Below are 13,375 nucleotides of genomic sequence, written 5' to 3'. Positions count from 1 at the left end.
TGGCCTGCTGTGCCTGCTGGGTGCGACCGGCGGCGTCGAGAACACGCCGGTGGTCGCGGCACTGTGCAATCAGGTCGGCGTGCAGAATCTGTTCGCCTCGACGATTCGCACGCGTGACGATCTGGTCACCGCCCTCGGCCGGCCGTTGGCACGGCCGCGGACGATCGATGAAGCCGAGGTCAATCCGTTCTTCTACAGCCACAGCACGCGCTACTTCGAGACGCAGCAGGCGGCAGGCCAGCCCTGGGGTTTCGGTGAAACGAGTGCGACTTTGCGACGGGTGCCGGCGCTGTTCCTACAAGGCAATCGCGACGTGTTGTTCAACCTCACCGAAGCCAAGCGCAACGCCGACTACTTCGCGGCGACCGGCGCCGATGTGCGTCTGCTGTCGACCGAAGGCGGGCACATGAATCCGCTCGCCAACCAGATCGAAGGCACAGCCAACTGCGGCACTGTGATCGGCCTCGACAGCATCCTCGCCTGGTACGACCACTGGCTGAAGGGTGTGAATTCCGCCGCCTTCGACGGCATTCCGAAAGTCTGCATTTCGGTGGCGGACACGGTCGCCGGCCAGCCCGGCGGCACGCCCGCAGGCTTGGCGCTCGATGCCATGCCGGTCGGTTCGCAGACCGGTGCCGGCGGCGTGCCGGCGCGACTGGAAACGGCGACGGTCAACGTGGGCGCGGTGCTGTCCAGTGCACCGACTTTCGTGCCGGTGACCACGATCGCAGGCAGCGGCCGAGTGCTGGCCGGCGTGCCTCGCATGAGTTCGATCAGTGTCGTCGGTGGCCCCAACGTGTTGCCCCGCGCGGCGATTGCCTTTGTCGGCGTCGGCATCCGTCGCAATGGTTCGCTGATCCTCGTCGATGATCAGGTCACGCCCTTCGTCGAAGGTCTGCATACCTTCAATCGTGGTCACCAGAACAACATCATCGAACTGCCGGCGATCGGCGAACAGCTGCAGGACGGCGATGAGGTCGGCCTGCTGTTCTACGAGCAGCAGGTGCAGTACGCGGCGATCCTCAGCGCGACCAGCGCCCCGAACCTGACCAATGTCGTCAACGTGGCGCTGGGCACTTCGCTGCCGGCGTTCGGTTCATCGCTGGACGGCAGCCTGCTCTCGGCGCCGAACCCGTACGACGCCGTGGCGACCGGCATCGAACTGCCGATCCTGATTCCGGCCGAATATCCGGGCGCGTCGCTGCGCCGCTGAACTGCCCCTGACACCGCGCTGACATCATGTGTCAGCGCGGTGACATCAGACTGATACCAGCGCTGCGTACTCTCTGCAGATATGCAGGTGCTGCGACGAACCCGGACCGAAGCGTTGCGATGACCGATGCCGACTCACCGTTCCCCGCCGACACGCCGGCGGACGCCGACCTCAGCCGGCTGAGTGCGGCGGTGGGCGATGGGCATCAGGCCAACCTGGCCGATTGGGCCGATCTGGCCGAATCGCTGCCCGGCGCGGTGTTCCAGCTCAGCATGGATCGCGATCGGCGCATCCGCTATCACTACGTCAGCAGCCGGGTGCACGAACTGCTGGGGATCGAGTCGCAGGCGGTGCTCGACGATCCCATGCTGCCGCCGCGGCTGGTGCTGCAGGAAGATTCGGCGCTGCTCTACCAGGCCTATGTGCAGTCCGCCGTCGACGTGAAGCCGTTCTCGGTCGATGTCCGCGTCATCCGGCCCGATGGCGTGCAGCGCTGGATGCGCACCTCGGCCACGCCGCGCAAGACCGACTACGGTTTTCTCTGGAATGGCTGGTGGAACGATGTCACCGACGAGATCGAAAGCCGCGAACGATTGATCGCCACCGAACGCTCGTTGCGTGATGTCGCCGAGCGCGCCGAGCGGCAGTTGCGCGCGATCACCGATTCGCTGCCCGGCGTCGTCTACCAGTACCGCATGGCGCCGACCGAAGTCGGCCGCTACACGATGATCAGCGACCAGGGCGCCTCTCTGTTCGGCAAGACCCGTGACGAGGTGCTGAACAATCCGATGAGCCTGATCGGCCTGGTCAGCGGCGCCGACCGCGCGAAGCTGGTCGGCGGTTTCATGCTCGGCGCCAGGGAGCAGCGCAACATCGAAGTCACCTATCGCTCGAAGGTGGCGGGCGATCGCGAAGCCTGGCTGCGAACCTTCGCCAAGCCGGTGCCGCAGGACGATGGTTCGGTCGCCTGGAGCGGCTTCACGCTCGATGTCAGCGCCGAAGTCGCCACCCGGCAGAAACTGGAAGCCACCGAGCAACGCCTGAGCGAAATCGTCAAGGCGGTGCCGGGGCTGGTCTATCGCTTCCGAGCCTTCGGCGACAACCAGTTTGAAACCACCTTCGTCAGTGAAGGCATTCGCGAACTGGCCGGCATCGAGCCCTCGAACGATCCGGCGCGGCTCAACGCCCAGGTCATCCAGGCGATTCTGCCGGATGACTTGTCGATGTTGCTGGCGGCGACGGCAGAGTCGATCGAGACCCAGACCGAGATGCGCCGCGATTTCCAGATTCGCCATCTGAAGACCGGCGAACTGCGCTGGCTGCGCACCATCGGCATGCCGCGTCGCCAGGCTGACGGCAGTACCGCGTTCACCGGTGTCTGGCAGGACATCAGCCACGCCAAGGCGCTGGAATTGGAATTGACTGCGGCGACCGAAGCGGCGCAGGCCGCAAGCCGCGCCAAGAGCGAGTTCCTGGCCAACATGAGCCACGAGATCCGCACGCCGATGAACGCCATTCTCGGCTTGTCTCAGCTCGGCAATCGCGCCCGTGATCTGCCGCAGGCGCGCGACTATCTGGCCAAAATCCACAGCTCGGCGCAATCGCTGTTGCAGCTGCTCAACGACGTGCTCGATGTCTCGAAGATCGAAGCCGGCAAGCTGTCGCTCGAAGCGACACCGTTCCAGCTGCACGCGGTGCTCGAGAACCTGTCCGGCATGCTCAGCGTGCATGCTGCCCAGAAGGGCCTGGAACTGCTGTTCGATATCGACGCCAGTGCGCCCGATGCGCTGATCGGCGATCCGTTCCGGCTCGGCCAGGTCCTCGCCAACCTGACCGGCAACGCGATCAAGTTCACCGATGCTGGCGACGTCGTGGTGCGGGTCAGTGTCGTCGAGCGCGGCGAGCACGAGGTGCGGCTCGGCTTTGCCGTCGAGGACAGCGGCATCGGCATGAGTCAGGACGAGATCGGCCGCTTGTTCCGCGCCTTCTCGCAGGCCGATTCCTCGACCACGCGCCGCTACGGCGGCACCGGCCTGGGGCTGACGATCTGCAAGCGTCTGGTCGAGATGATGGATGGCGACATCAGCATCGACAGCCAGCCGGGGCAGGGCAGCTGTTTCCGCTTCACGGTGCGCCTTGGGGTGGCGGCCACGCCGGCGGCGCGCGTCGTGCCGGAAGCGTTGCGTGATCTGCGTGTGCTGGTGGTCGATGACAACCCGATTGCCAGTGAAATTCTCGACAGCCATCTCGCCGACTTCGGCTTCCGCGTCACCATCGCCCGCGATGGCATCGAAGCGGTGGCGAGGGTCCGGGGCTCGCGTCACGATCCCTTCGGCCTGGTGCTGATGGACTGGCAGATGCCGCAGATCGATGGCATCGAAGCGGCGCGGCGGATCCGCGCGCTGGGCCCGCCGCAGCCGCCCCTGATCATCATGGTCACCGCGTTCGGTCGCGAGGAAATCGAGCACGAGGCGCGCGAAGTCGGGCTCGACGGCTTTCTGGTCAAGCCGGTCAATCCGTCGCTGCTGCTCGACGCCATTCTCGATGCCTTCGGCAGCCCGGCGGCGCCGGCGCCCGCGGTTGGCGAGGAACTGCCGCGACCGGTTTCGCTGCGCGGCCTGAAGGTGCTGGTGGCGGAAGACAACGAGATCAATCAGCAGGTCGCCCGTGAATTGCTCGAGGCGGCGGGGGTCGAGGTGTGCATTGCGCCGAACGGTCGCGTTGCCGTCGAAATGGCCGGTGCCCAGCGCTTCGATGCCGTGCTGATGGATCTGCAGATGCCGCTGATGGACGGCCTCGAAGCCACGCGTCGTCTGCGCGCGCTCGGCGGCACCTTGACCGATCTGCCGATCATCGCGATGACCGCCAACGCGATGGTGGCGGACCGCGCGCGCTGCCTGGCCGCCGGCATGAACGACCATCTTGGCAAGCCGATCGATGTCCGCCGCCTGTACGCGCTACTGGCGCACTGGACCCGGCCCGCACCAGTGGCAGCAGCGAGGCCCATGCTGCCGGCGGCACCGCCATCGGCCATTTCGGTGGCTGGCGATGACGGCTGCGATTTCGCCGCCGCGATCGAGCGCCTCGGCGGCAGCCAGGCGCTGTGGACGAAGCTGGCGCAGCGCTATCTCGAGACGCCGCGCGCCGCGGTGGAGATCGAAGAAGCGCTTGCTGCAGGCTTTGCCGGTACCGCGAAACGTGCTGCCCACACGACCAAGGGCGTGGCGGCAACGCTCGGTGCCGTCGATGTCGCGGATGTTGCCGCGCAGCTCGAGCAGGCCCTGTTGAGCGATGCCGCAGCCGACGAAATCCGCCTGCGGCTGATCGTGCTCGATCGACTCGATGTCGGCCTTCGCAACATCATCCGCCGGCAGCTCGATGCTGGCTGAATCCGCCTTGGCGTCGATGACAGGCTAATCTTTGGCCGCGCAGTTCGAAGCTGTGCCTGCCCAGAGGAGCCTGACCCTGTCACCCCGGATCGCCATCGTCGACGACGACCCGCTGTTGCGCGAACTGCTGGTCGATTACCTGACTGGCCAGGGTTATTCGGCGCTGCCCTGTGACGGCGGCGTCAGCCTGCGCACGCTGTTTGCGAGCAGCCCGCCGGACTGCGTGATCCTTGATCTGGTGATGCCCGATGAAGACGGTCTGAGCGTGCTGCGCTGGTTGCGCGCCGGCTCCGATGTGCCCTTGATCATGCTGACCAGCAGCGATGCGCTGGCCGATCGCATCGTCGGTCTCGAACTCGGTGCTGACGATTACGTTGCCAAGCCTGCCGATCTGCGCGAACTGTTGGCCCGCGTGCGCAGCGTGCTGCGCCGGCATCGGCCGGCAGCGGCCACGCCGGCGGAAGACGGCGAACCCTGGTTCGGTCGCTGGCGGCTCGATCGGGCGCGGCGTCGTCTGGTCGATAACCGAGGCGAGATCCTGCCGATCACCGGCGCGGAGTTCGGCCTGTTGTGCGCGTTTGCCGAGCATCCGAACATGACCTTGTCGCGTGACCGGCTGCTGAAGCTGTCCGGCACCGATCCCGGCGAAGTGTTCGATCGCGCGATTGATCTGCGCATCACCCGGCTGCGCAGGAAGATCGAACCCGTCCCCGGCGATCCGACCGTGATCCGCACCGTGCGCGGCCACGGCGGCGGCTATCAATACCTGCCCTCGAACGGCCCGAACCACGGCCGCTGAAACCGATCATGAACCACCATCCGAACTTGCTTGAAACATCCGCCGAGATCGGCACGCTGCTGGCGGCGACGCGGCGCATCGCCGTGCTCGGCATCAAGCCGGAATCGCATGACGATCAGCCGGCGCATTACGTGCCGGCAGCGTTGGCCGCCGCTGGTTACGAGATCGTGCCGGTGCCGGTCTACTACCGTGACGTCACGGTGATCCTCGGCCAGCCGGTCTATCGGCGCCTGGTCGATGTGCCGGGGCCGATCGATCTGGTCGACGTATTCCGCTTGCCGGCCGCCTTGCCCGGTCATCTCGATGATCTGCTCGCTGCGAAGCCGCGTGCGGTCTGGCTGCAGACCGGCATTCGCGATGATGCCTTTGCCTTGACGCTGGCCGAGGCCGGTATCCTCGTCGTGCAGGATCGCTGCCTGATGGTCGAGCAGCAGCGGCGCGGTGCGCGGCCGGCAATTTGATGCCCGGAAAGACGCAGGCTGGGTGCTCGGAACCTCGGGCTTATACTGCGCGGCCTGATTCCCCTACCTGTGCCATGCCCGCCTGCTGTTCGAACCCATCGCCAATCGCTGTGCCCCGGTCACGCCGATGAGCGATAGCAAGCATCCGCACAGCGAAAAACGCCTGCGCGCAGGGCTGGAACGCTTCGGGCTGGATCTCGGCCTGACCGAGCCGCTGATGCGTTATCTCGGCGAGCTGGAAAAATGGAACGCGACCTACAACTTGAGCGGCATCAAGTTCGTCGACGAGATGGTCACCCGCCATGTCTTCGATTCGCTCGCGGTGCTGCAGGCGCTGCCGGCCTACGCACCTGGTGCACGGATGCTCGATGCCGGCAGCGGCGCCGGCATTCCGGGCCTGATCCTGGCGATCGTCCGGCCTGATCTGAACGTGACCGCGCTCGATTCCGCCGGCAAGAAAGCCCGCTTCATGCGCCATGTGATCCGCACCATGGCGCTGCCGAATGCCGAAGTGTTCGAAGGCCGCGCCGAGGATCATCAGCCTGCCGAACCTTATCCGCTGATCATCAGCCGCGCGTTCGCCAGCCTCGCCGACTACATCGGCGTGACCCAGCATCTCGGTGGCCCGGACACGCGCTGGCTGTCGATGAAGGCGCATGTCGATACGGCAGAAAAAGCCGGCCTGCCGCCGGGCTTCGCGATCGAGTCGACCCATCGCCTGCTGGTGCCTGGTCTCGATGAAATGCGCCAGTTGCTGATCATCCGAGCCACGTAAGCTTTATCCTTCTGCGGCCCCCCGGGGCTGCCGCCCGCCGGATCGGTGCACGGAAGTGCCATCCTAAGCACTTCCGCAAACTCGTACCGATCCAGCCCATGACCCGCATCATCGCGATCGCCAACCAGAAAGGCGGCGTCGGCAAGACCACGACGACCATCAACCTCGCGGCTTCGCTGGCGGCGACGCGGCGGCGCGTGCTGCTGGTCGATCTCGATGCCCAGGGCAATGCGACGATGGGCTGCGGCGTCGACAAGTACCGCCTGCTTTACAGCGTTCGCGACGTGCTGCTCGAAGCGGTCACCCCGCAGGCAGTGATCATTCATCCCGAAGGTCTCGGCTTCGGCGTGATGCCGGCCAATGCCGACATGACGGAAGCCGAAATCAAGCTGCGCGAGATGCCGGCGGGTGATTTCGCGCTGAAGCTGGCGCTGGAATCGGTGGCCATCGATTACGACTACATCCTGATCGACTGCCCGCCGGCGCTTTCCAAGCTCACCGTCAACGCTTTCGTCGCTGCCGATGGCGTGCTGATCCCGATGCAGTGCGAGTACTACGCGCTCGAAGGGCTCACCGCGCTGGTCGACACGATCAAGAAGATCCAGCGGGTGATCAATCCGCGGCTGGAGATCGAAGGCCTGCTGCGGACCATGTTCGATCCGCGCAACAACCTGTCGAACGATGTGTCGGCCCAGCTGCTGCAGCACTTCGGCGACAAGGTCTACCGCACCCTGGTGCCGCGCAACGTGCGTCTGGCCGAAGCGCCGAGTCACGGGCTGCCGGCGATCACCTACGATCCTTCGTCCGCCGGAGCCAAGGCCTATCTGGCGCTGGCCGGGGAATTGCTGCGCCGCCATGATGGCGGGCAGATGTCTCTGGAAAACCAATAAATGTCGGTCAAGAAAAGGGGATTGGGCCGCAGTCTCGACGCACTGCTCGGCAGTTCGCAGCCGCAGGCGGTGGAAACGGCGGGCGATGAGCTGCGCGAACTGGCGCTGGACAGTCTGGTCGCCGGCCGCCATCAGCCAAGGCGCAGCTTCGATCAGAGCCAGCTCGAAGCGCTGGCCGAATCGATCAAGGCGCAGGGTGTGGTCCAGCCGATCATCGTTCGCGAGATCGAAGGCGGCCAGCACGAGATCGTGGCCGGTGAACGGCGCTGGCGGGCGGCGAAGCTGGCGGGCCTGTCGGTCATTCCTGCCGTGGTCCGCAAGATGGAAGACCGTGCGGCGATGGCTGTGGCGCTGGTCGAGAACATCCAGCGCGCCGATCTGAACCCGCTCGAAGAAGCCGAAGCGCTGCGCCGGCTGATCGACGATTGCGGTTTGACCCATGAGCAGGCCGCCGATGCGGTCGGCAAGTCGCGTGCTTCGATCTCGAATCTGCTGCGCCTGATCGATCTCGATCCTGGCGTCCAGATGATGGTTCGCAACGGCCTGATCTCGCTTGGCCATGCCAAGGTGCTGATGGGCGCGACGGCGAGCCGGCAGGCGGAATTGGCGAAGCAGGTGGTCGAACGCGAACTGACCGTGCGCCAGACCGAAGCGCTGCTGATGGCGTCGTCGCGGCCGCCGGCGGTTCCGCCTGTACCGCTGCCGCCATCGCCGATCGCCAGCGAAATCGGCGAACGCATCGGCTTGCCGGTGACCTTGACCCAGTCTCCGCGTGGCAAGGGCAAGCTGGTGATCTCGTTCGACAACAATGCGCAGTTGCAGCAGGTGTTGAAGCTGCTGCGCTGAGCGCGGCTTCGCGGTAATCCCGGTTTCGGAATCGCAGTGCGTACACTGCGGCGGCGCAGCATCCCGCGCTGAACCGATACGAGACTCGCCCATGTCGCAATACAAGACCGCTCTGATCACCGGAGCCTCCAGCGGCATCGGTGCTGCCTTCGCCGCAGCACTCGCCCGGTCCGGTACCGATCTGATCCTGGTCGCCCGTTCCGAAGACAAGCTGCGCGCACTGGCCGGCGAGCTGACCCGCGAAACCGGTCGCAACATCCAGGTAATCGCTGCCGATCTGTCGAAGCCGGAATGCGGGTCCAAGCTCAAGAAGGCGGTCGATGCGCTGGAAATGCATGTCGATCTGCTGATCAACAACGCCGGCTTCGGCACCACCGGTGCGTTCGAGAAGCAGGACGCGGGCCGTGAAGCCGAAGAAATCCGCCTCAATGCGGCCGCGGTTGTCGATCTCGCCCACGCCTTCCTGCCGGCGATGCTGGAAACCAAGCACGGCGGCATTATCAATATCGCCTCATCGGCGGCGTTCCAGCCGATGCCGTACTTCGCCGTCTATGCCGCGACCAAGGCCTTCGTCTATTCGTTCAGCGATGCGCTATGGGAAGAAGTGCGCGGCCGCGGCGTGCACGTGATGGCGGTCTGCCCCGGGCCGGTCGATACCGGCTTCTTCGAAGCGACCGGCGCTCACAATCTGCGCAAGAAAGTGCCGGCCGGCACCATGGTGTCGGCGGAAACCGTGGTCGATGCCGCCCTCGATGGTCTGGCGGGCCGCAGCCGCCTCGTGGTGCCGGGCGGATTGATGAAAATCAGCGCGGCGGCGAGCGCGATCGTGCCGCGTGCGCTGCTGACCCGTTTGGTCGGCCGCTTGATGAAGCCCTGAAACCTGCTGCCGATTGCAGGTCTTCGAGCCGTCGTCTGTCACGAAGCTGGTGCAGTTCGAGGATCTCGATCAGGGCGGTCTGATTGCCGCAACGCACCATTCATGGGCTTTACGGTTATTTGGCGTCTTCCGGACATGGTTCTGATGTGAACCAGAAGTCTCACATCGATGACAGATTGCATCGGCATGACACAGCCTATAAAAAACGTAATGCGCGACGATTGCAGGGATTTCAGGACGTGATGGTTGAAGATCGGTGTTGTTGCTGCGTATACTCCGCGCGCCTCGACGCCTCCCGGCGCTCATTGCGGAGCTCAAAGCTCGCATGAAAACAGCCAGACGAATCGCCCAGCAGCAGCTTTTCATCGCCTTGCTGGGTGCCGTGATCTGGACTTGGATCGGTGGAATCCATTCGGGACTGGCGGCGGCGGTGGGCGGGGGAATTGCAGCAACGTTGACGTTTTATGCAGCGCTCAAGACGTTCGGTAAACATTCCGATGACCCCAACCTGGTGGTCACGAACTTTTTCCGCGCGCAGATGCGCAAGTTCGCGCTGTCGGTCGTGCTGTTTGCAGTCGCAGTCAAAATATTCGGCAGCAATTTCGCACCGTTGATTACAACGTTCGCGGTTGCGCTTTTGGTTTACTGGTGGGCTCTGACCTGGGATTCGTGATGTCAGCAGAAAGCGGCGCAGCCAAGACTCCAGCGGAATACGTCTCGCATCACTTGATGCATCTGACGTCGAACCACGATGCGGGTTTCGTCTCTATGACGAACTGGCACATCGATACCCTAGTGTTTTCGACGGTACTCGGTCTTATTTTTCTGACTCTGTTCCGTATTGCGGCCGTGCGTGTCACCAGCGGCGTGCCGGGCAAGCTGCAGAACTTCGTCGAAGTCATCATCGAATTCGTCGACAACTCGGTGAAGGACAGCTTCAAGGGCGACCGTTCCTTCGTCGCGCCGTTCGCGCTGACCATCTTCTGCTGGGTATTCCTGTGGAATTGCATGGATCTGGTGCCGGTCGACCTGCTGCCACTGTTCAGCGAGCATGTGCTCGGCCTTGAGCATCTGCGTGTGGTGCCGTCCGCCGACATGAGCGCAACCTTCGCGCTGTCACTGTCGGTGTTCTTCTTCATCTTCTGGTACAGCTTCAAGTCCAAGGGTGTGGTCGGCTTCGCCAAGGAATTCCTGACTCATCCGTTCGGCGCCAAGCTGCTGCCGTTCAACATCATCCTGAACACCGTCGAATATCTCGCCAAGCCGCTGTCGCTGGCACTGCGACTGTTCGGCAATCTTTACGCAGGCGAGCTGATCTTCATCCTGATCGCGCTGCTGCCCTGGTGGGCGCAGGTCATCCCCGGTATGGGCTGGATGATCTTCCACATTCTCGTCGTGACCCTGCAGGCGTTCATCTTCATGACGCTGACCATCGTGTACCTGAGCATGGCCAACGAGAATCACGACGCTGAGCACCATTAAGCAGTCGCCTTCAAGCAGTAGCTTCCTGTAGCTGCCGCAGCACCCTTTCAGTAAAAACCATTAACGCTTTTCAACGCAGAACCCCAACGGAGCACTTCATGGAACTCGTCGCCCAAATCCAAGCCAACACCGCGCTGACCATCGGTCTGATCTTCGGTCTGGCAGCCCTCGGTACCGCCATCGGCTTCGGCCTGCTGGGCGGCAAGTTCCTGGAAGGCGCCGCTCGCCAGCCGGAACTCGCGAACATGCTGCAGACCAAGATGTTCATCATCGCCGGCCTGCTCGACGCGGTCGCGATCATCGGCGTTGCCATGGGCCTGCTGATGATGTTTGCGAACCCGCTGCTCGCCGTCGTTCAGACCGCTGCGCAGTAAAGCGCTCTGTCTGAAGGCTGTTTGATCCTCTTTTACGGAGCCTAAGCGATGCAGGCCAGTATTCCATCCATCGTCGGCCAGATGATCGTGTTCGCGATCTTCGTCTGGTTCACGATGAAGTTCGTATGGCCGCCGATCACGAAGGCCCTCGACGAGCGCCGTGCGCGCATCGTCGACGGTCTGGCTGCGGCGGAGAAGGGTCAGAAAGCGCTGATCGAAGCCTCCTCGCGCGGTGACGAAACTCTGAGGGCTGCGCGTACGCAGGCTCAGGAGATCGTTGCCGCCGCGAACAAGCAGGCGACTCAGATGGTTGAGCAGGCGCGTGCCGATGCCGAGTCCGAAAAGGCTCGCATCGTTGCCGCCGGCCACTCTGAAGTTGTTCGCGAAGTGACGCAGGCCAAGGATGCGCTGCGCAAGCAGGTCGGTGAACTGGCGGTTGCCGGTGCCTCGAAGATCCTGAAGCGCGAGATCAATGCCGGCGCCCACGCCGAGCTGATTGCTGAGCTGGCGGCGAAAGTCTGATGGCCGAGCTGAGCACACTGGCGCGGCCGTACGCGAAAGCGGTGTTCGAGCTCGCGCGCGATGCATCGCGGTTCGGCGACTGGTCGGCGATTCTTCGCGGACTGGCTGACGCGGTCAGCGATCCGGCGGTGGCTGCTGCCATCGGCCATCCGGCGGTCAGCAAGGGTCAGCTGTCGCAGGCCCTGGTCGAGGCCATCGGCCCGCAGATCGGCGCCGATGGTTCGAACCTGCTGCATCTGTTGATCGACAACGGCCGCCTGAAGCTGGCGCCGGCGATTGCTGCCGAGTTCGAAGCGCTGCGCGCCGAGGCGGAAAGCACGATCGACGTCGAGATCACCACCGCATCGGTGGTCGAGCCGGCGCGTCTGGCCGAGCTGATCGACGCAGTCGCCAAGCGCCTGAGCCGCAAGTTGAATGTGACCACCAAGGTCGACGAAAGCCTGCTGGGTGGTGCCGTGATCCGCGCTGGCGATCTGGTCATCGACGGCTCGGCCGTCGGCGAACTGGATCGTTTGCGTCAGCAGCTGATTGCCTGAATCCCCGAACCTCATTCGGCGGATTCGAACTAATTTCCCGGCCTGCCGTGGCCCAAAACGGCGAGCTAGAACCGAGCACATGACATGCAACTGAATCCTTCCGAAATCAGCGACCTGATCAAGAGCCGCATCCAGAATTTCGCGGCCGCGACCGAGGCCCGGAATACCGGCACGATCGTGTCGCTGGCTGACGGCATCGTCCGCATCCACGGTCTGTCCGACGCGCTGCAGGGCGAAATGCTCGAGTTCCCGGGCGTCGGCGGCGAGCCGACTTACGGCCTGGCACTGAATCTGGAGCGCGACTCGGTCGGCGCCGTCGTCCTCGGTGACTACAAGCACCTCACCGAAGGCGACACGGTGAAGACCACCGGCCGCATTCTCGAAGTGCCGGTCGGCCGTGGCCTGCTCGGCCGCGTGGTCGATGCGCTGGGTCGTCCGATCGACGGCAAGGGTCCGATCGTCAGCGACGGCACCAGCCCGATCGAGAAGATCGCCCCGGGCGTCATCGCCCGTCAGTCGGTCGATGAACCGGTGCAGACCGGCTACAAGGCCGTCGACGCGATGATCCCGATCGGCCGCGGCCAGCGCGAACTGATCATCGGTGACCGTCAGACCGGCAAGACCGCGATGGCGATCGACGCGATCATCAACCAGAAGTCCACCGGCATTAAGTGCGTCTACGTCGCCATCGGCCAGAAGGCTTCGTCGATCGCCAACGTCGTCCGCAAGCTTGAAGAGAACAATGCGCTGGCGCACACCATCGTCGTCGCCGCTGCGGCGTCCGATGCTGCCGCGCTGCAGTTCGTCGCGCCGTACTCCGGCTGCACGATGGGCGAATACTTCCGTGACCGTGGCGAAGATGCGCTGATCGTTTATGACGATCTCTCCAAGCAGGCCGTTGCCTACCGTCAGGTGTCGCTGCTGCTGAAGCGCCCGCCGGGCCGCGAAGCCTACCCGGGCGATGTCTTCTATCTGCACTCCCGCCTGCTCGAGCGTGCGGCCCGCGTCAACGCCGATTACGTCGAAAAATTCACCAACGGTGCGGTGAAGGGCAAGACCGGTTCGCTGACCGCGCTGCCGATCATCGAAACCCAGGCCGGTGACGTCTCGGCCTTCGTGCCGACCAACGTGATCTCGATCACCGACGGCCAGATCTTCCTCGAAACCGATCTGTTCAACGCCGGTATCCGTCCCGCCATGAACGCCGGTAT

General features: G+C 64.2%; 13 protein-coding genes and 1 pseudogene. All 14 read left to right on the top strand.

Annotated features, from left to right (window positions below; all coding sequences use genetic code 11):
- Nucleotides 1-1,213, top strand: a pseudogene (locus QZY06_RS17460) (hypothetical protein); the annotation flags it as partial.
- Between the two features lie 119 nt (nucleotides 1,214-1,332).
- Nucleotides 1,333-4,602 (top strand): response regulator, encoded by a 3,270-nt coding sequence (locus tag QZY06_RS17455; protein WP_295686413.1) that lies wholly within the window; start codon nucleotides 1,333-1,335, stop codon nucleotides 4,600-4,602.
- A gap of 70 nt (nucleotides 4,603-4,672) precedes the next feature.
- Nucleotides 4,673-5,401, top strand: a complete 729-nt coding sequence (locus QZY06_RS17450; protein ID WP_367275672.1) for a response regulator transcription factor — start codon at nucleotides 4,673-4,675, stop codon at nucleotides 5,399-5,401.
- A gap of 8 nt (nucleotides 5,402-5,409) precedes the next feature.
- The gene (locus tag QZY06_RS17445) at nucleotides 5,410-5,862 is read left to right on the top strand and encodes a CoA-binding protein (RefSeq protein ID WP_295686411.1); all 453 of its coding nucleotides are present in this window, start codon (nucleotides 5,410-5,412) and stop codon (nucleotides 5,860-5,862) included.
- A gap of 127 nt (nucleotides 5,863-5,989) precedes the next feature.
- A complete protein-coding gene (rsmG, locus tag QZY06_RS17440; protein WP_295686410.1) occupies nucleotides 5,990-6,637 on the top strand; it encodes a 16S rRNA (guanine(527)-N(7))-methyltransferase RsmG in 648 nt (215 codons plus the stop codon).
- Nucleotides 6,638-6,735: 98 nt separating this feature from the next.
- Complete coding sequence (locus tag QZY06_RS17435; RefSeq protein ID WP_295686409.1) at nucleotides 6,736-7,527, top strand: ParA family protein; 792 nt, start codon at nucleotides 6,736-6,738, stop codon at nucleotides 7,525-7,527.
- Complete coding sequence (locus tag QZY06_RS17430) at nucleotides 7,528-8,373, top strand: ParB/RepB/Spo0J family partition protein (protein WP_295686408.1); 846 nt, start codon at nucleotides 7,528-7,530, stop codon at nucleotides 8,371-8,373.
- Between the two features lie 91 nt (nucleotides 8,374-8,464).
- Nucleotides 8,465-9,250, top strand: coding sequence for an SDR family oxidoreductase (locus tag QZY06_RS17425; RefSeq protein ID WP_295686407.1), 786 nt, complete (start codon nucleotides 8,465-8,467; stop codon nucleotides 9,248-9,250).
- Between the two features lie 325 nt (nucleotides 9,251-9,575).
- A complete protein-coding gene (locus QZY06_RS17420; protein WP_295686405.1) occupies nucleotides 9,576-9,923 on the top strand; it encodes an ATP synthase subunit I in 348 nt (115 codons plus the stop codon).
- Complete coding sequence (gene atpB, locus QZY06_RS17415) at nucleotides 9,923-10,732, top strand: F0F1 ATP synthase subunit A (RefSeq protein WP_022976123.1); 810 nt, start codon at nucleotides 9,923-9,925, stop codon at nucleotides 10,730-10,732. The genes QZY06_RS17420 and atpB overlap by 1 nt, the downstream gene beginning before the upstream one ends.
- Before the next feature lie 98 nt (nucleotides 10,733-10,830).
- Complete coding sequence (atpE, locus tag QZY06_RS17410; protein ID WP_022976122.1) at nucleotides 10,831-11,106, top strand: F0F1 ATP synthase subunit C; 276 nt, start codon at nucleotides 10,831-10,833, stop codon at nucleotides 11,104-11,106.
- Between the two features lie 48 nt (nucleotides 11,107-11,154).
- Nucleotides 11,155-11,628, top strand: coding sequence for a F0F1 ATP synthase subunit B (locus QZY06_RS17405; RefSeq protein ID WP_295686402.1), 474 nt, complete (start codon nucleotides 11,155-11,157; stop codon nucleotides 11,626-11,628).
- Entirely contained in the window at nucleotides 11,628-12,164 is a 537-nt protein-coding gene (locus QZY06_RS17400; protein WP_295686400.1) for a F0F1 ATP synthase subunit delta, read from the top strand. Before QZY06_RS17405 ends, QZY06_RS17400 begins: the two co-directional genes overlap by 1 nt.
- 84 nt (nucleotides 12,165-12,248) lie before the next feature.
- A partial coding sequence (atpA, locus tag QZY06_RS17395; protein ID WP_295686399.1) for a F0F1 ATP synthase subunit alpha occupies nucleotides 12,249-13,375 on the top strand: 1,127 nt, incomplete at its 3' end.

Source organism: uncultured Nevskia sp. (genome assembly GCF_903885465.1).
Classification (GTDB): domain Bacteria; phylum Pseudomonadota; class Gammaproteobacteria; order Nevskiales; family Nevskiaceae; genus Nevskia.
The sequence above is the reverse complement of the archived record's forward strand: the minus strand, read 5'-3'. Positions and strand labels throughout refer to the sequence as shown.

Excerpts from the sequence above, each read along its gene's own strand:
- QZY06_RS17435 (WP_295686409.1), top strand. The coding sequence starts at position 6,736 with ATGACCCGCATCATCGCGATCGCCAACCAGAAAGGCGGCGTCGGCAAG.
- atpE (WP_022976122.1), top strand. The coding sequence starts at position 10,831 with ATGGAACTCGTCGCCCAAATCCAAGCCAACACCGCGCTGACCATCGGT.
- QZY06_RS17455 (WP_295686413.1), top strand. The coding sequence starts at position 1,333 with ATGACCGATGCCGACTCACCGTTCCCCGCCGACACGCCGGCGGACGCC.
- QZY06_RS17400 (WP_295686400.1), top strand. The coding sequence starts at position 11,628 with ATGGCCGAGCTGAGCACACTGGCGCGGCCGTACGCGAAAGCGGTGTTC.
- QZY06_RS17420 (WP_295686405.1), top strand. The coding sequence starts at position 9,576 with ATGAAAACAGCCAGACGAATCGCCCAGCAGCAGCTTTTCATCGCCTTG.
- QZY06_RS17430 (WP_295686408.1), top strand. The coding sequence starts at position 7,528 with ATGTCGGTCAAGAAAAGGGGATTGGGCCGCAGTCTCGACGCACTGCTC.
- atpB (WP_022976123.1), top strand. The coding sequence starts at position 9,923 with ATGTCAGCAGAAAGCGGCGCAGCCAAGACTCCAGCGGAATACGTCTCG.
- QZY06_RS17445 (WP_295686411.1), top strand. The coding sequence starts at position 5,410 with ATGAACCACCATCCGAACTTGCTTGAAACATCCGCCGAGATCGGCACG.
- QZY06_RS17405 (WP_295686402.1), top strand. The coding sequence starts at position 11,155 with ATGCAGGCCAGTATTCCATCCATCGTCGGCCAGATGATCGTGTTCGCG.
- rsmG (WP_295686410.1), top strand. The coding sequence starts at position 5,990 with ATGAGCGATAGCAAGCATCCGCACAGCGAAAAACGCCTGCGCGCAGGG.
- QZY06_RS17425 (WP_295686407.1), top strand. The coding sequence starts at position 8,465 with ATGTCGCAATACAAGACCGCTCTGATCACCGGAGCCTCCAGCGGCATC.